Raw genomic sequence first — 20,690 nt, 5'->3', positions numbered from 1 at the left:
TGTTGAAATGCAGGTCCATCCGGCAGAAATTATGGGAAACCTACTAAAACTGAAAAGTCTAACAATTCACCAGATATGTCTGCAAAATATGTGACTGGATCATTTCAGAAGAAAGTCACGCCATATCTCACCACGTTCAACGATGCTGAAAAAAAGCAGTTCTACCTTGATGCAGATGCGGCCGTGCAGGAACTTGTTTCCATGGGGAAGGATCCCAAACAGGTTCTCTGGGTCATGCAAAGTATAGGTCTGTACCTGTATGGAAATTCCGGAAAAAATTTCTATGTCGATTACCAGAAGATCATTCTCTCGGATACCTGTGTGCTCTGGTCGATGCAGCCGCCCGGAGGGGGGTGCGTCCATCTTTTCCAGACGCCAGGGGGTAAACTGCTCATCGATGCTGGATACGGGGTCAACTTTTTCGACTGGCAAAAAATGTTGTCGGCATTTGGTCTCGGCAACTTTTCCGATGTGAAACATGTTTTGTGTACTCATGGGGATGCTGATCATGTGGGAATGACCGGGTTACTACCGGTCCCTCCCTTCGTTCATCCCATCACGAAAGAGCTTCTGGAGAACGGTTCACGCTCCTTTGCCTCCACCAACAATCTCCTGCTTCTGGAACATGTCTATACAACGACGGTCAATACATTTTCCCAGCTGGCGTATCCTACGGAATATCGCCTTAGTAAAACGGAACCATTAGGAATGCGGGGGATCTTCCCAATCATAGATGAAATCAATTTTGCCGGACTCCGGTTTGAGGTCTGGCAGAGTCTCGGCGGTCACCTCGCGGGTCAGCTCTTCTTCTATGAACCTGAAGCTGGTCTGCTTTTTACGAGCGATGCAATTCTTAACTTCGCGACCCTCACCTCGTGGAGACTCACCTATGGTTCGATTCCGGATTATCTCATCACCTCGGTCAATATTAACCGGGAGCTCGGGAGGTATGAGCGGGCCGAACTGATGAAACTTGCCGTTGAATTGGACGCCGAGTTGAGGAAAAAAGGAAAACGTCTCAGATTATGCTGCGGTCATGGGGCCGTATCGGTAATCGACGAGAAGGGGAACCTCAGCATAATCGATCCGGTAGTCCATTATTCCAGAAGAAAATACACCGAGGGACTGCACAATATTGTTGCCAAAATATCCTGGTTCGTCAGGAGACGACTCATCTGATCTATTTATTGGTATTGTGCGGATCGGATCAACGTCTTCCCGTTTTTTCCGTTCCACGTTTGATCGGAGCCGAACCGCAGATCGGGCAGTCGGATTCCCCTTCAGGAATCTCTGCTCCGCATCCGGAACATATCTGTTTCCATACCCGTTTCTTTGCTTTTCTCTGCAGAATATTTTTGCTGAGGATCTTCAGATGCCGACAGACATTCTGTACGGCAAAGTCATCTGAGACGACCGTACCTTCCAGCGTCAGGCCCAAAGCGATGACTGATATGTCCGTGTCGGAAAGAACTCTGGCATCCCCGCTTTTGAGTGCCGCGTTCGTTGCCGCAAACACATCTTCAGCCTCAGGTTCGGTTACGACGAGTCCGTTCTCCGTCATGATCTCGTACCGCATCTTTGATGCGAGATCCTTGAGCTCACCAACCACCTCAGGTGTGGTGAACAGCTCTCCGTCAAGAGTATAATCGCCAAAAAAATAGGATGAATCCAGAATATATTTCATTTACGTACGGCTTCTGCGATGACCCCGGATGCAGTGATTCTGCTTGAGGCACGCTCTATAGTATCTGAGGATGCGATATCGGCAAGGCCGGCCTGCATAAGTTTGATATATCCTCCTGAGGCAAAAACACCGTGAACGCCCGCGGCCCTGACCGAGGCAGCTCCCTGCTCAAGCAGCATCCCGGCCGCTTTTGCCATCGATCCGCCGGTCGCGATGATATCGTCCACGATGATACAGTCTCTGCCTTTCGCCTCAAGATGTTTTGGAGCCATCGTGACTTCTGATCCGGAGAGCCGTGTCTTATCGAGGTGATCACAGTCCCATTTTCCAACCTCTGCCACGCCTTTGGCAAACTCCCATGCACCTTCATCAGGCGACAGGATCAGCGGATTTTCCAGGGCCATCGTGCTGATGTATGCCCCGATCTCCGGTGCGATCGTCAGATTCTTTGCTGGACACCGGAAATGTGCCAGGATCGAGGTGTCATGGATATTGATGGTAAAAATTCTGTCTGCGCCGGTCGAGAGCGCCCGTGCCATTGCCCGTGCCGATATCGGTTCGCCTTCATTGAACTTCTTATCCTGCCGTGCGTATCCCATATATGGCAGAACAAGTGTGGTCTCCTTTCCCTCGCAGGCATCAAGCAGAAGAATGGCCTGCAGAGTAGACTCGGGATCGACCGTACTTGCAATGATTATCATCTGGTCGTCATCATCCATTATGCGTATGGATTGCTCGCCGTCCGGGAATGTAGTGTATTTTACTTCTGATAGATCACAGCCGAGCTTCTGCGCTGTGCGTGCCGCGAGAACCTGGCTTTTTTCGGTATAAACTACTTTCATAATAAGACTCTAACAACTATCTCTTACTGAAACTACTTAAAGCATAATCAAGTACAAATATTAGCATCTTTAATCGAGGTATGGAACACAATATGGAACATGATGATAATCCGGGACAAAGACCTGAAGAAACTGTTATGGGGACAGTTTTGGACGTAAACCCGGCGCAAGTCACGGAAGAAATCCCGGCGCGGGATACTTCGCCTGTGAAGGAGGCGTATGCCTCTGACGAATATGATGCCGAACTTTTCGGAGGAGTTCAGTTTGACACCACGGCGGATCTCGTAATCCCCCCGTCTCTGATTGATCAGGTCATCGGTCAGGAACACGCAGTGGATGTCATCAGAAAAGCCGCCACCCAGCGCAGGCATGTCATGATGATAGGCAGTCCGGGTACCGGCAAGTCCATGCTCGCAAAGGCTATGTCCGAACTCCTTCCCAAAGAGGAGATGCAGGACATCATGACCTACCCGAACCCGGAGGATAACAATAATCCAATCATCCGTGTGGTTCCGGCAGGCAGAGGAAAAGAGATCGTTGCGGCCCACAAAGAAGAGGCACGCAAACGTGCCTCCTCAAAAAATACCATGCTTCTCATCCTTGTCATAGGTATTCTCGGGATCGCTCTTATCTCCGGTCAGCTTCTGATGGGAATCGTCGCTGTGGCATTCATCTTCATGGCATTCCGTTCATTCATGCCAAAAGAAACCGCGATGGTTCCAAAACTCATTGTCTCCAACAAACCCGACTCAACCGCACCGTTCGTGGACGGGACCGGATCCCATGCAGGAGCATTGCTCGGTGACGTTCGTCACGACCCGTTCCAGTCGGGAGGTCTTGAGACCCCGGCACATGATCGTGTCGAGGCCGGAGCGATCCACCGGGCACACAAAGGTGTTTTGTTCATCGATGAAATGAACACCCTTGAACTTTCGTCCCAGCAGAGTCTACTGACTGCCTTACAGGAAGGCGAGTTCCCTATCACCGGTCAGTCCGAGCGTTCGTCCGGCGCAATGGTCCGTACAGAACCGGTACCCTGCAGGTTCCTGATGATCGCTGCAGGAAATCTCGATGCCGTTCAGCACATGCACCCGGCACTCCGGAGTCGTATCAGGGGATACGGATATGAAGTCTACATGAGCGAGACCATGAATGATACACCTGAGAACCGGGCAAAACTTGTCAGGTTCATAGCGCAGGAAGTCAAAAACGACACGAAGATCCCGCATTATGATCCATCGGCTGTCTCTGAGATCCTTCGTGAGGCAAAGCGCCGGTCAGGCAGAAAAGGGCACCTGACGGTGAAGCTGAGAGATCTCGGCGGTCTTGTACGTGTCGCCGGAGATCTCGCCATCCAGGAAGGATCCTCGGTCACCTCGATGAGTCATGTGGTTTCGGCAAAACAGATCGCCCGTTCCGTTGAAGATCAGATCTCCGACGAGTACATCCGCAGGACACGTGATTATGATCTGACGATCGTTTCCGGCAGTCTTGTCGGCAGGGTCAACGGACTTGCCGTTGTCGGTAATGATGCCGGCTCAGTTCTGCCTATCACGGCAGAGGTCACGCCCTCTCAGGGGGCTGGCATGGTGATTGCCACCGGTCTCTTGAAGGAAATCGCTCAGGAGTCCATCAAAAACGTGAGCGCACTGATCAAGAAGTTCTCCGGGACCGACATCCGTAAAGTGGATATCCATGTCCAGTTCATCGGAACGTACAATGGTGTTGAAGGAGATTCGGCGTCCGTTACCGTGGCGACCGCGGTGATCAGTGCTCTCGAGAATATTCCTGTCCGTCAGGATGTGGCGATGACCGGATCACTTTCGGTCCGTGGAGATGTTCTCCCGATCGGCGGCGTCACCTACAAAATCGAGGCTGCCGCAAAGGCCGGGATCCATACGATCATCATCCCGCAGTCGAACCTTGCGGATGTCCTCATTGAGGAACGGTACACCGATATGGTCACCATCATCCCGGTAACCAGGATCGAAGAAGTACTCAGATACGCTCTCGTTCCCGAGGATAAAGTGGCGTTCGAACAGAAACTTCTCCAGATCGGCAAGCATATGGACATCCCGAAGATGCCGATGCCTGTTGAAAAAGTTGATGCGTGAAGTCCTCCCCCCTCTCCTTTTTTTTTGAGTTAGTTTAACCTCTCCGGTTTGAAATAATATATCCCTTTTTCCACAGTGATGGAAATAGAGGAAATACTGACAACTTGGCACTCATCCCGGCCGGATCTCACTCCCTAGGTAATAACCTAAGGTATATCTATCCCCACGTCGTATTTTATTTCATTTACGTGATGCTATGACGAAATATTTGTTTAATGAAGGCATAGTTTGGGAAGACCGCCGGAAGGGGTCGTATCTGCTCCCTTATATCATCATCTTCATCATATTCGCAGTGATCGCGGTGTTGATCTGGATAACTACACCTCTCTTCGCTCTTATTCCCGTGCTGGAAACCGTCTTCCCGCTTTGGCTTGTTTCACCTGAGCTCCTGACAAAGATCCTTGTTTCGGCTGTGGCCGGAGTTATCGCTTTGATCATCCTCATCTCAGGGTTCGTGAAACTCAACCGCCCGCGTTTATATCTGACGCCGCGAAGACTGTGTCTCATGGCGGGAACTGGATCATATAAAGAGGTGCGTTTTGACAAGATCGATGCGATCCTGGTAAAAAAACATACAATCATCATCTCTGCAGGGGGAACCAAAGTGATAAAGTTTGGTCCGATTCTTGATCCGTATGCGACCAGAAATGCTATTGTCGGGCTTATCACGTTTGAAATCAAACCGCCGGAGGACGAGACGATCGTTTTTGATAAGGCAGTCCCCATCCTTAAAGAAGAGGACGATGTCTTTGATGCGGATGTCATAGGATCCTGATCCTTTTCTTTTTTACAAAACTATTCTGCCTGAAATATCAGAAGATATGTTATTCTTCAGGATCAAATAGTACCTCAGACAATCATGGAAAAAATACGATACTTTGACATCCGTTACGTCAGGGGGACGATCACATCCATCCAGACCGAGAACCGGGTAATCGAAAACGCCGGCTCCTCTTTTTACGGAAAAGCTCTCTTCCGGGTATTAGGTGAAAACGGCTGGGGGTACTACTGTGCTTCATCGATCGATATGAACGATAAAAAAATGAAGGATGCCTGCATCCAAAAAGCTGCAGCCTCGGCACGACTTGCCGGTGTCCATGCAGAAATCGCCGATATTCCTTTGGGATCTCCGCGTTCCTGGGTATGTTCGGCAAAAGATCAGGCAGAAACCCCGCTTGAGGAAAAAGCCGCGCAGCTTCTTCTTCTCGAATCGTCCGCAAAAATTCCGGGGATCAGCAGCACCTCAGCACGATATTCTGAGCAGTATCAGGATGTCATCTTCGAAGATTGTAATGGATACTCGGCAACCTCCTCGGTCTGCCGCACGCTCTTTACTATCTCGGCGATAGCAAACCGCGGTGCCGACATGCAGATGAACTATGAGCAGGAGGCGGTAGTCGGCCCCCTCTCATTAAAAGAGTATATTCCATACGGCGAGAAGTGTGCGAAACGCGCAGTTGAACTTCTGGATGCATCCGTCGTCTCCGGCGGACGTATGCCCGCCGTATTGGACCCTGCCATCGGCGGCGTGTTTGCCCACGAAGCGGTAGGTCATGCAAGCGAAGGAGATGCCGTACGAGATGGCGTGTCCGTCCTTGCCGGCAAACTGGGTGAACAGGTGGGCTCCTCTCTCGTCACCATCATAGATGATCCTTCTATGCACGGATATGGATACGAACCCTTCGATGCAGAGGGTGTTTCCACTGGTCCGACTGAGCTGATCAAAAGCGGGATCATGCACAAGTACATGCATTCCCGCGAGACCCTGGCAGCAGTTGGTCTGGAGACTGGAGATGCCGGACATGCCAGAGCCGAACCGGGTATGCAGCCTTTGGTTCGAATGAGTAATACCTACATCAAAGAAGGCGACTCCTCGTATGATGAGATCATCGCCGAATGTAAGAAAGGCGTTCTCCTGATCGGTTCGCGAGGAGGGCAGGTTGATCCTGGCCGCGGAGCCTTCCAGTTCAATGCAAAGTATGGATATCTGATCGAAAATGGAGAAACCACTAAAATGATCCGTGACGTGTCCCTGTCTGGCGATATCCTCTCGGTCCTGCACAACATCGCTCTGTGCGGCAAAGAACGCAAGATGTCCTCAGGTATGTGCGGGAAAGGCCAGTCAGTCCCCGTATCGGACGGAGCTCCCCACGTGTATCTGACCGAGGCGTTGGTCGGAGGTGGCGGAAGTGTCTGAACTCGATATCGACCGGATCCTCTCGTACGGTGAGAAGTTGGCCGACGAGGTTGAGGTATATATGTTGGATTACACCGACATCTCCCTTGAACAGCGGGAGATGGCCATATCATCCGTCTTCGAACATGCGGGCAGTTCCATTTATCTCCGGGTGGTAAAGGATAACCGCATTGGAATATCCGGGACCTCCGATGCCGCAAGGTGGAAGGATTGTGTGGATGTTGCCTTGTCATCAGCCAAACTCTCCGAGCCGGTTCCCGGTTGGGCCGGTTTTCCAGCCAAAGCCGTATTGCCGGAGGGTCAGGATCCATGTGACAAAAACATCACGGTGACTCCGGACCTTGCTGCCAAGTATCTTGACCGGATGAATGCAGGGGCGGCGAAGCATCCCGAAGCGCGCGTGGTGACCGGGGGCGTTTCCCTATCTACCGGTAATGCTGTAATCGCGAACTCAAACGGAGTGTATTATATGCGTGATATGTCCGGCATATCGCTTGGCATGGATGCCATTTGCGACACCTCCACCGGGTATGATTATGATTCGAGCCCCTTCCTGGACCGTATCGATCCGGAGAAGATCGGTGAGGAGACCACTTTCTGGGCGACCGCTTCCAGAAACGGCGTGGATGTTGAGACGAAGAAATATGATGTGGTCTTTTCGGAACATGTGGTGGAATCCCTTATCCTCGATCTGTTTACGGAGGCTGTGAATGGGAAGAACGTTCTTTCCGGAAAATCGGTTTTTGCCGGTAAACTTGGTGAGGAGCTTCTTCATCCGGCGATCTCAATCTCGGATATCCCTATGGACAAACAGGGTTCAGCCTGGAAAAGGTTCGATTCTGAAGGAACGGTGACCTCGGATCTCTCAATCGTTCAAGACGGTGTGCTTTCCGCATTTTTGTATGATGCAAAGATAGCATCCCAGGCAAAGACGACCTCGACGGGACATGCCCACCGGTCAGGCAATGGGGCGACGTATATTCACCCGCACTGTATGCGGATCGCCGCTCCGGTATCTGATGTCATGGATAAACCCTGTCTGTTTGTTCGTGAGGTCATCGGAGCGCATACGGCAAACTCCCTTACCGGCGAGTTTTCTGTGGAGGTGGCCAACGCATTCTTTGCCGAGTCGGGAAAGTTTGTCCACCCGGTGAAGAAGGCAATGATCTCCGGGAATATCTTTGAGATCCTTAGAGGGGGTGTCAGCATCTCGGCAGAAACAAAGACGTTCGAGGGGGCCGTCGTCCCGAAGATGCGTATCGAAAGTATGCAGGTTATCGGCTAGATCTGGGTTAATTATATCCCTATTCGTGTAGATAGTATCAATCACATATATGTCAGACGATCATACCATGGTTCGTGTTCCGACGTACATCCCCTCAGTCGATAAAATTCTTGGCGGTGGCGTTCCAACAGGCTCAACGATAATACTCTTCACGGAGCCAGGCGCAGGAGGACCCGAGTTCCTCTTCACCTCTCTGGTGAATTATTGTCGGGAAATAATGGGTGATTACCAGATAACAAAACACGCCATGCAGCCCGCAGCAATCTATTATATTACTCCAAAGACATCACGCGGACAGTTTGTCGAGATGATGAAGCAGCAGTTCAGTTATCTGAATAGTATCGATTTTGAAGGTGAAATTCTGGATAAACGTGTGTTTCATATGGATATGGGCGACGTCTATTTTGCCAGATCGATCGTTCCTCTCTCCTGGTATTCCCAGAAGACAATCTCCGAGCATCTCAGGAACCTGCCGCCGTATGACGATTACGGGGGTCTCGCATATCTTGCAGGTATGGTGGAGACGGCCCCTGAGAATAGTATGGTGTTTATTGACTCACTCACTCCGTATCTCCCGTACTTCTCTGATTCTGAAAAGTGGCAGAATCTGGTTTTTCTCATATATGGTCTCTCCCGTGCAGCAAAGAAACGAAAAATCACCTTTGTGATATTACTGACCACCGGAATTCTTCCGGAGAACAGGGAAATAGCACTCGGCAATGCATTTGATGCGATCATACGTCTCGCCTGGCAAAAAAGTCAGGAATCCATGTCAAGACAGCGGCAGATGTACATCGAAAAATTTGCCGGTGTACTTCCAATGCTCTCTTCAAGAGATATTGCCACCTATAACGTCTCTATATCACCTGAAACGGGCTTTGAGATCTCGAATCTCAGGAGGGTAGCATAATATGGATCACGATCTGCAATCTAAAAAAATGATTCCGTCAGGTATCCCCGGGCTGGATGAAATGATCGGCGGAGGTTTCATCAAAGGTTCGGTTTTCGTCCTGATCGGTGAGACCGGTACCGGCAGAACGATGTTCTCACTGCAGTATCTTCATCAGGGTCTGCTTGAAGGGGAGAAAGTGATGTACATCAGTTTGTTCAATCCTGTAGAACAGCTGACAGCGAGTTTCCTTTCAATGTACCCCGAAATGACTGACAGGATCAATAAGGACATGTATATTGTACAGCTTCCCCCGGAGATCTTTCTCACATTCTCTTCCCGTCTTGGCAACAATGTGGCGATAATGATTAAGGAGCTTGGGGTGAGCCGTGTTGTCGTGAATCCATTTTCGGTTCTGGAGGAGACACTGGTCACGTCGACAGGATTTAGATCAACCGATCTGAATATGGTGTATTCATCTCTTCGTTCAACCGGCGCGACAACGATATTACATGTAAACTCAGGTCTCGCGAATGTGTTCTCCAGCAAATTCGGTTTTTCCGAGGTATTTGCCGACGGAGTTGCATGTATGTTCCGTGAGTTCCCTGACAACGATCATCTGAGACCATACCGCATGCCGTTTGTTCTTCTGAAATCCCGCGGTCTTATCACAAAGACAGCCAAACTGATCAAATATGATGAATCAGGGTTGTTTACGCTGCATTCGCCGATCAAGTAAAACTCTCTATTTTTTGGCTGTGATCCATCAGAAGTATCTTATTAATAGATTAGATTCAATTTAATATCACATATGTATCAGGAGGGTGGGGTGCCCGGTTCTGCAATAGGGAGCCGTCCGGTTCCAAGAAGGAGAAGGAAGGAAGGTTTTTTTACACCGACGGTGCTGCTTCTCCTGACGGCTGTTCTACTCACCCTGATTGGTGTTTTGCTGATTATGTCCAGCGCTGTCGGATTTTTCTCTGAAGATTACCCGCCGCCCGGTATTATTAATATTACTCCGTCTCCAACGATCGCTGTTGTGATAACCAATAATACGATCCCATGTTCATCAATAGGGAAGATATGTGATGCAGACGATCCGTCAGTATTTTTCCAGCCGATATATACCGACACAGTTCTCGGAAATGCGACATTAATTTACCATAATAACATAACGTATCCCTATTACTCAGTTTACGGGCACACGTCTCTCAAGGCAGTGAATATCTATCCGGTGACGGTATTGGTGATCGATTATCTTGTTCCTAATGTAACGGTCAAAAAAGTTATCGTAGACAAATGGATCATCACGAACGGCGTTCTAACAGATACAACATACAAAACAGTCTATGTCACATATCCTGATCCTGAAGCGAGGTTTGAGATCAAAGTATATGATGAGGCCGGTGTCTTGGTGGCAAATGAGGGATTCGGGGGCCAGTATGATACCGGAATGAAGGATGTGATAACTTTCCTTACGCAGGGAAACTACACGATAGAGATGACGGGTAAACGGATAGAGTTTGAAATTTCTGTCATCGAAAAATAAGGTTTGTTCAGATAATAATCCCGAAGAACGAAAGAATGATCAGCAGGGCCGCTCCGAGAATCCCGCCAACTGCACACACGATTACCTGAGCAATGGAAAGGTCACCGATTGGTGCTAGATTCAGCCAGGAAACTATAAAGAGAATAACCACACCGCAGACTGCGTTGATCAAGAGTTTAAGACCGTTTCTCAGGAAGAAAAACAGTACCGCGCAGATCACGACAGCAATTATGATCATGATGACTGTTGCAAAAATATCCATGTAATTAGATGTACCTGACCAGAATATAAAGGATTGGTCAGTATCCGTGTTTTCCCGCCCGGAAGGTATAATTATCTCATCAGTACAAGTATCATTCAACGTGTATTGAGGTGTCTTATCCTGAAAGCCAACTATCTTTTTCTGATTTTGCTGATGACTGCATCCCTGTGTATCATTCCGGCTGCCGGCGAGGTGTCGCTGGATATCATTCAGCCGTCTGCAGATGAAACTCATTTTGCAGAAATGCGGGATCTGTATGTGTACGGCAGTTTTGCAAACACCGGCGATCCGGTCGATGTCCGCGTGCGGATCTACAATCCGGATGGTGAGATTATACGAACGCTGCAGAGCCAAGTCGATATGAACGGTGAGACGCCGTCATCTTCGGTCGATATGGGATTGGTCCCTGAGAACCTGCAGTGGGGTGATATTTTGGCAGTGGAGGCGATCACTGAACCCTATGGATATGCAAACGGAGGAAATAAAGTCCTCGTAAGTAAAAAGTGGGGTTACTACCTTGCTCTGGTTCAGGGTGGTGTAACCAAGAATAGTTCCGGCATGTACAGTGAAGCTGATGATAACGGGAATCTGATTCCGTACAGCGAAGATTTAACCGCCGGAGTTTACCGGATCGTTGTCGATGTTCTGGATAAAAACGGAAACAATATCCGGTTTATCAACGGGACTGGGGAGCAGGTTGATTCAATTGAACTTCCGATCTCGTTTGGGCTGACCCATGCCTCGCTTGGCATGTTCCGACCGGATCAAAATCGTGAGAATGTCATCAGCTATGCACGGCTGAATGATCTTCGGTCATATATTGACTGGTTCCCAGGATACTTCCAGATCTCAGGCGGCTCTGCCGGTTATCAGATACCCGCCATTTGGCAGCCGAACAATGGTATCGAGGTAGTTAACTCTCTTGAAGGAACGATCCTGGACACGTCGGGATCTGCAGAAAATACTCTTCTGATGTACAATCTCGGAAGTTCAAGTACCACTGTTCAGGTGGAACTCGCCCAGATCCTTCTTGCCGGGTTGGAGGACAGTGACAAAACGACGTACACCTATTATGACACCGGAGAGATCTCCTATGCATGGATCGATGTGGACGATGGAATCTCGAAAACGCTTTGCGGGGTGCTCACCAGATATCCGGATATCTCCGACCCGGATTTCCGTGTGATCTATACACGCGCCGACAGTTCAGAGGATCCGATCTCACCAAACACGGTTTCGCTTCTGCCGAATCTGACGAAATCGGTTGATACCTCGCCGTATGATGTCACCGTGATCCGCGGCGAGTATTTGGCACTGTACGGACTGACCCGGCCTATCACAACGACGTTATCGGATGCGGGGACACCGTACCGGTTTACGGTCGATGACCAGATCCTGAGGTTCACCTATACCTGCGGCGATGCTGAATATACGTTTGAAGGACTTCTGACTCGGGTGTTTGTGAATCCTGATGGTTCACTTTACCCAGCGACCAATACGAACTATGAATTCGGTCACGTGTTCACCGCAGAGGATACGGCAAACATGTCGGTTGGAACATGCACCTATGAAGTGAAAGGGTATGATGCAAACGGCAGGTATGTGGAGAATACGCGTACAAATATCACGATTACGGTTTTGCCTGAGGAAGCAGAGCCTCAGGCATGTATGCTCCCGCTTTCCATTCTTATTGCGGTACTTACCATTGGTTGTTCGGTCATCATCATTCGAAAACTCTAAACCAGAGCAACCCTTTTTTTACTATATGCAGCGTCATGTCTTTCTCACAGGTGATATCCAGGTGGGAAAAAGCACCATCATCCAAAAAGTCATTCATGAACTTGACATCAGTCCCGGCGGCTTTCGGACGAGTTGGGGAGATCCTCTCCCGGATGGAAGTTCGGATCTATTTCTTTTAGGAATGAACGAAGCTCCTTCATCAGACAGGATCGCCGCCCGCCGGTTTGGTTCCGGCCGCGGCATAACCGCGTTCCCGGAGATTTTCGATGCGGTCGGTTCCCGTCTGCTTGCTGAGGCTACGTCCTCTTCTCTAATCATAATGGACGAGCTTGGATTCATTGAGAAGGATGCCGCGGGATTTCAGAATGCTGTCTTGTCCACCCTGAACAAATCCGCCCCGGTCCTTGGTGTCGTCAGAAATATGCAGACACCTTTTCTGGATCAGGTCAGGGCACATCCGAATGTGAATGTCATTATTGTAACGAAGGAGAATCGTGAAGAAATTTTCCAACAGGTCCTTGCAGTATTCAAAAAAAGTTATTCGAGATAGGGTTTTATCTCGGCAAAAATCTCATCGAGCAGGGTCTTTGCCTCTGCCGGGTCCTGTGATTCGGCAAAGACTCTGACTAGGGGTTCTGTTCCGGATGGTCTGATCAAAGCCCATGCTCCTCCGCGTGTTATCCGCATCCCGTCACGGTCATCGATCGGGCAGTCTGCAAAATAGGTTTTCATATGGATGACGATCTCTTTTGCCTGGGCGGTTTTTCGTTTTTCCTGATACATGGTGAATGCAGGAAGTCCTGCGATGAGCTTTGAAAGCGGTTCGGTCTTTCCTGCCACAAATCCGAGCATCGTTGCGGCACTCATCCCTCCGTCTCTGCAGAACTGGTGGTTCGGATAAATTATCCCGCCGTTTCCTTCACCGCCAATGATAATGTTTTCTCCGTTCGCGATGAGTTCACGCATGGTCCGTGCCACGTAGATGCTCCCGACAACCGTGTAGGTGGTCGTGCAGTTATATTTTTTTCCGACTTCTTCTACGATGCCTGATGTACTGACCGGTGTTACGATGATGCCTCCGGTATTTTTCTCACAGAAGTAGGAAGCAAGCAGGGCAAACGTGATGTTTCCGTCCATGAAGGTCCCGTTTTCATCAACGAAGATCGCCCGGTCGGCATCTCCGTCATGAGCCACGCCGAATGCAGCGCCGGTCGCCTGGACCATGGCTGAAAGGTTCGCAAGTCCCTCAGGACTTGGTTCGGGCAGTCTTCCCGGGAAAAGTCCGTTGAACTCTGCATTGATGGTGTGAACATTGCATCCAAGTCTTCGGAGAATATCCGGTGTCGTCGCGGCAGCAGGACCGTTTCCTGGGTCGACTACGACAGTTATCCCTTTCCCGCAGTCTTTTGGGAACTGTGCGACGATTGAATCGATATAGAGTTTACGTGCCTGCGGTTCTTCCGTGCAGTCGCCAACTTTGTCCCATGCCGACACGACCGATTTGTTTTGGATCATTATTTCTTCAAGCTCGATAGTCCGGTCATCGCCCATTTCGGTGCCGTCTGCTTCGATGATCTTTATACCGTTATACTCCGGCGGGTTGTGTGATGCGGTGATCATAACGCCTCCGTCGAGTTTGTGATCAAGAACGAGGTACTGGAGACCGGGTGTTGGGATAATATCGAAGTCGATGACGTCGCACCCGCATGCCATAAGACCGGCACGAACCGCGGCACCCAGCGAGGGCCCGGAGGTCCTGGTGTCGCGGCCGATACCTACCTTTTTGCCTTCGCCGAGCATTGTTCCGAATGCTTCGGCGACGCTGAGAGCGAAAACCGGCGTCATATCGACCCCGGTCACTCCGCGTACACCGTTTGTGCCGAAGTATTTCTTTTCACGTTTTTCGAGTGCCATGATAACTACCGTCTCTGTAAGAGTATGGGTGGTTGATAATAATAAGGGTTGAGAAAAAGAGTTTGCTGATAGGAATACTATTGTTCGTCTTCTTCGTCATCCTCGTCGTCTTCTACTTCTCCCCGCCTGCTGCTTAAGAGCACGTTTGCGGATTCACCGAGTTTTCGCATGATCTCGCTGATCTTATCTTCAATGTCGATCTCATCATCGATCTCAAGAGAGGTCCCTTCGATCTCAAGCAGGAATCTCGCGACTTCGCTTGATTCGAAGAGTATGTCGTCCAGTTCATCCAGCGTGAAAAATCCACACATCGCCCCGTAGAAGAAGGTCGCTCCGGATTTTCTGACCTTTCTCTTGAATGCGTTACGTGCTTGATTTACTGCCTGGGGACTGTACGGCTCCTCCATGAAGGGGCAGAGTTCGGGCAGATGTTCTCCGATGAATGTCATCTCGGCGCCGTAGGGAGTTTTGAAATCTGAACACAGACGGGCGATCGCCCATTCACGGGCGGTTATATAGGTTCGTTTTCTAAGGAAGATGTTGACTTTTCTGTAGGTGGCTCCATCAACTTTTTTGAATTTTTGGTATTTGTTGATCTCTTCACTGCGGTCTTCCTCGGCAAAGCGGTCGTTCCCGACCGAAGGGGTGTCTTCAATGAGATGTTCGTATTCGTCCATTGCTGTAATCAGAATATAGGGGTGTTATGTGTATTTTAGGGTTTGCTGATTCGTAATTACACATCACGTTTTCGTATAGCATCATGCGGTTTATTTCACAACACAAAAAGGTAGATTCGTGTGGATATTTGATGTGCAATGCTGCAGTCTCTACAAAAATTCTGAAAAAAAGGGGGTGTTACTCGCCGTTTGCCAGTGGGAAGTAGCTGCGGTACGCTTTTCTGCGCTCGTCGATGTCGGTATGGATGTAAATTTCCGTTGTCTGGATGGAGTTATGTCCGAGATTTTCCTGAACTACGCGGAGATTGTGCGAACGTTTGTAGAGTTCACTTGCATAACTATGCCTGATTTTATGGGGTGTGATCCCTTTTGGAGCATAGAGGTTGAAGATGTGCTGAACTGTTCTCGGCGAGATGGCGTTCCCGTTTCTTCCTTCGAAGACCGGGCCGCTTTTTTTACCGTTCAAATGTTCGTGGATCTGCGTTAGCGTGTCTGAATCGCAGAACACGATCCGGATCTTCCCGCCTTTTCCTCTGACGCGGATGGTTTCCTCTTCAAAATCTATATGTTCCGCCAAAATGCCGCATATCTCGGAAATACGCATTCCAGTAGCATAAATCGTCCGAATAAGGAGTGCATTCCGGGGGTTTTCAATGGAATTGATGAAATCCATCACCTCATTGTGCTTAAGATATCTGAGTTCCCGATCCTTGATTTTTGGCCGGTCTACTTTGGTCATGGGGTTCGCTTCGGTGATGTCCTGATTGATCAGGTATCGGTAAAAGGAGCTGAGTGCCGAGTCATACTGATGCAGACTTGCCGCGCTCAGCTGCCGTTCATCCCGCAAAATGGTAAAAAAATCTCCGATTTCATACGGGTTCGTGTCGATCTCTGCCCCCATCCCGAATTTTTTCACTTCTTCGCTGGATGTCGGCACGACCCCGTCGGTCTCCTTCAGATAGGTTTCGTATTTTGCAAAAAGTTTCAGGATCCTTCCGTATGCCTCGATCGTATTCGCTGCATAGTTCTTCGTCTGCAGATTGCTGAGGTACCTGGGTATCCAGATGCTGAAAGTTCGTTTTGGGGGTGCCATATCGGGTCTGATTATCTCTTGGTTCTTTGTGATGATAATGATTGCGCATAATATGTATTATGCGCAATAAATTGGTGATTTTTTGATTCAAAAATAAGCTCAAATTGGGTTTTATTTTGAAATCAAACGAATATTGAAGGTTTTTAGATTATTGGGGGGAATTCTGCATAATTCGTGATGTTCGTCAGGGTCATTTTTTCGGGTCAGATCGCTTCAGGGAAATAACGGGCTTTTGAGAGGTTGTGATGCTTTGAATGATGAATCATATTGCCGGAGTCTCAAAATGGCCGTAAAACGAAGATATGGGAGAGCTATTTTTCGCGATCTGGAAAATTATTTGCTTTAAGGTTCTCGGCGGCACTTCTGTTTCCTCTTCCTCTCTGTTCGGTTCGGAAAAAAAAGTTTGGCTATGGGTATTTTTGGTGCTGCTGATAATCTGGTTTCCTTTGTATTCTAACACGCGTGTATTCTTTATGTGGGTCTCTTCCAAGTCTGTTCGTGCCAGGGTGGGGTATGGTTGTATCAATAATTTCTCTTAATCTGCACTGGAAATTGCCTTATTGTGTTGTGTAATAAACCATATAATGCTATATTGCTCTGTGTTTTCAAACAACTCTTATTCAGGCACATCTCGTGCATGAAAACCATTATTATATCTCCCGCATCATCTAACGACGAACATCCATGGCAATCCTGAAAATCAGAGGTGGCGATCTCGATCTCGTCGAGTATGATTTCACCTCCTTTCATCCTGGTGAACATCTTTACACAGATATTCCTGTAGTTAAAGCGCCCGTTCCGCAAAATGGATCATTTACCGTTACCGTACCTGCACGTATCCACCTATCTGTATTGGATATGAATCGTTTCTCTCCGGGGATGCCGGGAGGTGGAGGCCTTGGGTTTGCATTACAGTTATACAGTAGTGCGACCGTGTCCTGTACTCCGGGAAGCACGGTCATCGACTCCCCGCGTATTCTTTTGATTGAACATCTGGTTGCCGCATTCAAAGCGATCACTGGATATTCCGGAGGATTTATCATCCATACACATGATCATGGAAAAGAACACGTTGGTCTCGGGTCCACATGTACAACCGCCTCGGCGGTCGTATCTGCCATGAATGAGGCAGTAGGACGGCCGCTCACAAATGATACCATCCGCAGGTTGATCGGTCACAACTATGTTGAAGAGACCAACGAGCCCGGTGAGATAGCCTTCGGCTTCGAGACCGGTGTCGGTGCAGCGACTTCGATCTACGGCGGCATGAACATTCTCGGCGATCAGCTGACCCATGTATATCAGCACCCGTTCGCCGAAGACAAAAATGTCTTCATCATCACACCCAACATCCATGCCGAAGATGACAACGCCGGTCTCGAAGAGTTCTCCCTTCTCATGAACCGTGCACGGACCCTTGACTATCGTGACCGTGAACTCAAAGCCTACATGATCATGATGGATATGATCCCTGCGATCGAAAAAGGCGATCTTAAAAAGATGGGGGATATCATGTGGGAGATCGAGTTCCGTGGTTCGAAACGTGCAGAGGTCCAGCACCACACATTCATAATATATCAGTACATGAATGCACTCAGGCAGGCGGGTCTTGAGTTCGTCGCGATGAGTTCGGTCGGCCCCTCGATCTGTGTGGTCACCGAAAAAATCGAACAGGACATGAAACCGATCCTGGACGCTATCGGTCTGGAGATATCGGTCACCACGAAAGTCGACAACACCGGGATCCGGATCACCAAAAATTAACTGCCCATCGCTCCTGAAATAATACCGCAGAGAAAAGTATTAACCCTCTTCTCTTCCAAGAATAGAATGTATGAATGTTAAACTTCTTGGAGGAGTGTTCGTTGTCCTTCTGGTCTGTGTGTGTGTCGCGGGTTGTGTCGGAACCCAAACCCCACCAACGGAAACTGCTCCGGATGCCCTCGTAGGTACATGGGTGGGCGTAGAAAGCGGCTTGCTCGTTTCCTACGATCTGACTCTTGTGTGTAACGAAGACGGTACTGCAAAACTTACCGGAAGCTTCAGCGGCGGAGGAATGAGCAAAAATCTGAATGCAAACCTGAAATGGGAGTATGTATCAGGCAATCAGTATGTTGGAAAGAGCGGTGACAATTCACTTGCGATCTATCTGGTCGGAAATGCACTTACCATTACGGTGAACCCGAAGAAGATGGGTATTGCCGACTTTGATATCGATTTTGATGTCAATATGAAACGTTCGACCGGCGCTGTTTCGACTGCTACTGCCACGAAGACGCCAACAGTCGTTCCAACCACCACATCTCCTGATGCGGTCGTAGGAAGCTGGAAAGGTACAGAAGACGGTGTTGTTTCTTATGACCTTACCATGGTCTACAAAGCTGACGGGACCGGTACTATCGCAGGCACATTTAATGTAATGGGACAGGAAAAGTCCTTTACCAAGGATGTTACCTGGGAGTATCTGAACGAAAACAAGTATCAGGCAAAGTACGGATCTGAGATGCTGCCTCTGCAGCTCGTAGGTACGGAGCTTGTTGTAACACTTATCCCATCCAAGCTCGGTGTCGAGGGACTGGATAATCCGCTCTCGATCCCGACGAGCAAAGTATAACCCAATCTTTTTTTTCGCATCAGTTTACTCAAACTATTTTCATCTCTCAGCTAGGCGAGATCATGTTTTACTTCGAGATCGGTGTCGGTGCTACCATCTCGATCTACGGCGGCATGAATATTCCCGGCAATCAGCTGACCCATGTTTACCAGCACCCATTCGTCGAAGATGACAATGCCGGTCTGGAGGTATCTGTCATCACTAAACTCGACAACAACCGGGATCCGTATCACCACAAATTAACTGCCGCATGGTTCCTGAGTAATACCACAGAGAAAAGTTTTAACCCCCTTCTCTTCCAAAAATAGATAATATGAATGGTAAACTTCTTTTTGGGATGCTTATGACTCTCCTTGTCTGCGTGAGTGCTGCAGGTTGTATTGCAGCGACAACTGATACAGCCCCGTATGAATTAGCTGGTACCTGGGTGAGCGTAGATAGCGGTTCGCCTGTTTCCTACGATCTGACTCTTGAGTGTAATGAAGATGGTACTGCAAAACTTACCGGAAGTATCAGCGGCGGTGGAATGAGCAAAAATCTGAATGCAAACCTGAACTGGGAGTATGTATCAGGCAACCAGTATGTTGGAAAGAGCGGTGACAGTTCACTGGCGATCTATCTGACCGGAGATACGCTTACCATTACGATGAACCCGAAGAAGATGGGTATTGCCGACTTTGATATCGATTTTGAGCTCACTATGAATCGTTTAGCTACTTCCCCCGATGCAATTGTCGGACTTTGGAACGGTACGATAGAAGGCACTGTCTCTAATGAGGTTATGATGGAATTCCTGAAAGATGGAACCGGCTCTATTAGTGTGATCTATTATCAGGGAGACATTCCAACGCAAGAAAAAAAGGATATTACTTGGGAGTATATTAAAGCGAACGAGTATCAGGCAAAGTATGGCTCTAGTATCGCACCTCTTGAACTTTATGATGACATGTTGATAATACGTATTGTCCCATCTACATTTATTCCGAGGGCATCGGATAGCCCGATCACGGTCTTAACCAAATCGTTTATCCTCCCCATCCCTTATATCGAATCTCCTGTCTGAAGGAGATATCACCCAAACTTTTTTGGTCTCTGAGCCTGAATAGGAATTAACTATGGGTAAAGTTCTGATACTATTTTTATGTCTTCTCTGTGTTGCCGGCGGTGCAGCGGTAGGGATGAATTATGATCGTATTGCTCCGCATCTGTCTTCATTTCTGCAGGATCTCACGGGATCCGATGATCCCGCTTCCCCCACGCTGACTCAGACCCCTACTATCACCCCAACCCCAACGCAAACCTCTACCCCTACCAAAACTGCGACCCCCACTATCACCCCAACTCAAACCAAAACTCCCACGCCGACCATATCTCCAACTCCTACGAAGACTCCTACCCCCGCCAAAACTCCCACGCTTACGCCGATCCCAACCAAAACTCCGACTCCGACCGTAACTCCCACCCCGTTACCCGAAGGCACGAAAGAGATCGTCGGCACCTGGGTCGGTTCAAAAACCATCAATCTGTTCATTATCAAAGCTTCGGCTGATTTCCGTGTCGTCTTCAATGCCGATCACACGGCCTATGTTACCGGTACGCTGGATGCCCCCGGTTATGATAATGTTCCCTTTGCCAAAACCATAACCTGGTCATACCTTGGAAGCGGCAGGTATCTTGGAACGTACGGTTCCGCATCGATCATCTTTGTCATCAAAGGGGACATCATGACCATGACCGTCAACCCGTATGAACTTGGACTTACCACCAATAAATTCATGGACATGGACATCGATGCCGAGCTCCACAAAGTGTAGTGGATTTTTCCGTGGG

At 48.9% G+C, this 20,690-nt stretch carries 21 protein-coding genes; 15 read left to right on the top strand and 6 right to left on the bottom strand.

Annotated features, from left to right (window positions below):
* The first annotated feature begins 75 nt into the window (after positions 1–75).
* Complete coding sequence (locus Q7J08_RS02390; protein ID WP_304910093.1) at positions 76–1,179, top strand: MBL fold metallo-hydrolase; 1,104 nt, start codon at positions 76–78, stop codon at positions 1,177–1,179.
* Positions 1,180–1,207: 28 nt separating this feature from the next.
* Here the strand turns inward: Q7J08_RS02390 and Q7J08_RS02385 are convergent, their stop codons facing one another.
* Positions 1,208–1,684, bottom strand: a complete 477-nt coding sequence (locus tag Q7J08_RS02385) for an NOB1 family endonuclease (RefSeq protein ID WP_304910092.1) — start codon at positions 1,682–1,684, stop codon at positions 1,208–1,210.
* A complete protein-coding gene (locus tag Q7J08_RS02380) occupies positions 1,681–2,526 on the bottom strand; it encodes a ribose-phosphate diphosphokinase (RefSeq protein ID WP_304910091.1) in 846 nt (281 codons plus the stop codon). Before Q7J08_RS02380 ends, Q7J08_RS02385 begins: the two co-directional genes overlap by 4 nt.
* A gap of 92 nt (positions 2,527–2,618) precedes the next feature.
* Between Q7J08_RS02380 and lonB the strand changes: the two genes are divergently transcribed.
* The 7 genes from lonB (at position 2,619) to Q7J08_RS02345 (ending at position 10,560) form a co-directional block, all read left to right on the top strand.
* Positions 2,619–4,640, top strand: coding sequence for an ATP-dependent protease LonB (lonB, locus tag Q7J08_RS02375; RefSeq protein ID WP_304910090.1), 2,022 nt, complete (start codon positions 2,619–2,621; stop codon positions 4,638–4,640).
* Positions 4,641–4,836: 196 nt separating this feature from the next.
* The gene (locus tag Q7J08_RS02370; RefSeq protein WP_304910089.1) at positions 4,837–5,415 is read left to right on the top strand and encodes a hypothetical protein; all 579 of its coding nucleotides are present in this window, start codon (positions 4,837–4,839) and stop codon (positions 5,413–5,415) included.
* An 84-nt stretch (positions 5,416–5,499) separates the two neighbouring features.
* Complete coding sequence (locus Q7J08_RS02365; protein ID WP_304910088.1) at positions 5,500–6,837, top strand: TldD/PmbA family protein; 1,338 nt, start codon at positions 5,500–5,502, stop codon at positions 6,835–6,837.
* A complete protein-coding gene (locus Q7J08_RS02360; RefSeq protein ID WP_304910087.1) occupies positions 6,830–8,122 on the top strand; it encodes a TldD/PmbA family protein in 1,293 nt (430 codons plus the stop codon). Before Q7J08_RS02365 ends, Q7J08_RS02360 begins: the two co-directional genes overlap by 8 nt.
* A 49-nt stretch (positions 8,123–8,171) precedes the next feature.
* Complete coding sequence (locus Q7J08_RS02355; protein ID WP_304910086.1) at positions 8,172–9,032, top strand: hypothetical protein; 861 nt, start codon at positions 8,172–8,174, stop codon at positions 9,030–9,032.
* Position 9,033: 1 nt separating this feature from the next.
* A complete protein-coding gene (locus Q7J08_RS02350) occupies positions 9,034–9,750 on the top strand; it encodes a KaiC domain-containing protein (RefSeq protein ID WP_304910085.1) in 717 nt (238 codons plus the stop codon).
* Positions 9,751–9,822: 72 nt separating this feature from the next.
* Positions 9,823–10,560: a hypothetical protein gene (locus Q7J08_RS02345; RefSeq protein WP_304910084.1), complete on the top strand. Its 738-nt coding sequence runs from the start codon at positions 9,823–9,825 to the stop codon at positions 10,558–10,560.
* A 7-nt stretch (positions 10,561–10,567) separates the two neighbouring features.
* Here the strand turns inward: Q7J08_RS02345 and Q7J08_RS02340 are convergent, their stop codons facing one another.
* On the bottom strand, positions 10,568–10,822 hold the full coding sequence (locus Q7J08_RS02340) for a hypothetical protein (protein ID WP_304910083.1): 255 nt from the start codon (positions 10,820–10,822) through the stop codon (positions 10,568–10,570).
* Between the two features lie 153 nt (positions 10,823–10,975).
* Between Q7J08_RS02340 and Q7J08_RS02335 the strand changes: the two genes are divergently transcribed.
* Together Q7J08_RS02335 and Q7J08_RS02330 are read left to right on the top strand one after the other, a co-directional pair.
* A complete protein-coding gene (locus tag Q7J08_RS02335) occupies positions 10,976–12,562 on the top strand; it encodes a hypothetical protein (RefSeq protein WP_304910082.1) in 1,587 nt (528 codons plus the stop codon).
* A gap of 25 nt (positions 12,563–12,587) precedes the next feature.
* Positions 12,588–13,112 (top strand): nucleoside-triphosphatase, encoded by a 525-nt coding sequence (locus Q7J08_RS02330; protein ID WP_304910081.1) that lies wholly within the window; start codon positions 12,588–12,590, stop codon positions 13,110–13,112.
* Here the strand turns inward: Q7J08_RS02330 and glmM are convergent.
* The 3 genes from glmM to xerA all read right to left on the bottom strand — a co-directional run bounded on the left by glmM (position 13,100) and on the right by xerA (position 16,246).
* Positions 13,100–14,476 carry a phosphoglucosamine mutase gene (gene glmM, locus Q7J08_RS02325; protein ID WP_304910080.1) on the bottom strand — a complete coding sequence of 459 codons (1,377 nt, stop codon included), beginning with the start codon at positions 14,474–14,476 and terminating at the stop codon, positions 13,100–13,102. The two genes, Q7J08_RS02330 and glmM, sit on opposite strands and share 13 nt — an antisense overlap.
* Before the next feature lie 77 nt (positions 14,477–14,553).
* Entirely contained in the window at positions 14,554–15,153 is a 600-nt protein-coding gene (locus tag Q7J08_RS02320; RefSeq protein ID WP_304910079.1) for a DUF5806 family protein, read from the bottom strand.
* A 178-nt stretch (positions 15,154–15,331) separates the two neighbouring features.
* Complete coding sequence (gene xerA / locus Q7J08_RS02315) at positions 15,332–16,246, bottom strand: site-specific tyrosine recombinase/integron integrase (RefSeq protein WP_304910078.1); 915 nt, start codon at positions 16,244–16,246, stop codon at positions 15,332–15,334.
* Between the two features lie 684 nt (positions 16,247–16,930).
* Here xerA and Q7J08_RS02310 point away from each other — a divergent pair.
* From Q7J08_RS02310 to Q7J08_RS02290, 5 genes are all read left to right on the top strand, one after another.
* Complete coding sequence (locus tag Q7J08_RS02310; RefSeq protein ID WP_304910077.1) at positions 16,931–18,010, top strand: GHMP kinase; 1,080 nt, start codon at positions 16,931–16,933, stop codon at positions 18,008–18,010.
* Between the two features lie 70 nt (positions 18,011–18,080).
* Entirely contained in the window at positions 18,081–18,860 is a 780-nt protein-coding gene (locus tag Q7J08_RS02305; protein ID WP_304910076.1) for a hypothetical protein, read from the top strand.
* A gap of 62 nt (positions 18,861–18,922) precedes the next feature.
* On the top strand, positions 18,923–19,168 hold the full coding sequence (locus Q7J08_RS02300) for a hypothetical protein (RefSeq protein ID WP_304910075.1): 246 nt from the start codon (positions 18,923–18,925) through the stop codon (positions 19,166–19,168).
* Positions 19,169–19,173: 5 nt separating this feature from the next.
* Positions 19,174–19,923: a hypothetical protein gene (locus Q7J08_RS02295; RefSeq protein ID WP_304910074.1), complete on the top strand. Its 750-nt coding sequence runs from the start codon at positions 19,174–19,176 to the stop codon at positions 19,921–19,923.
* Between the two features lie 52 nt (positions 19,924–19,975).
* Positions 19,976–20,674: a hypothetical protein gene (locus Q7J08_RS02290; protein ID WP_304910073.1), complete on the top strand. Its 699-nt coding sequence runs from the start codon at positions 19,976–19,978 to the stop codon at positions 20,672–20,674.
* Positions 20,675–20,690: the final 16 nt, after the last annotated feature.

The sequence above is a fragment of the Methanocorpusculum sp. genome (assembly GCF_030655665.1).
Lineage (GTDB): Archaea > Halobacteriota > Methanomicrobia > Methanomicrobiales > Methanocorpusculaceae > Methanocorpusculum.
The sequence above is the reverse complement of the archived record's forward strand: the minus strand, read 5'-3'. Positions and strand labels throughout refer to the sequence as shown.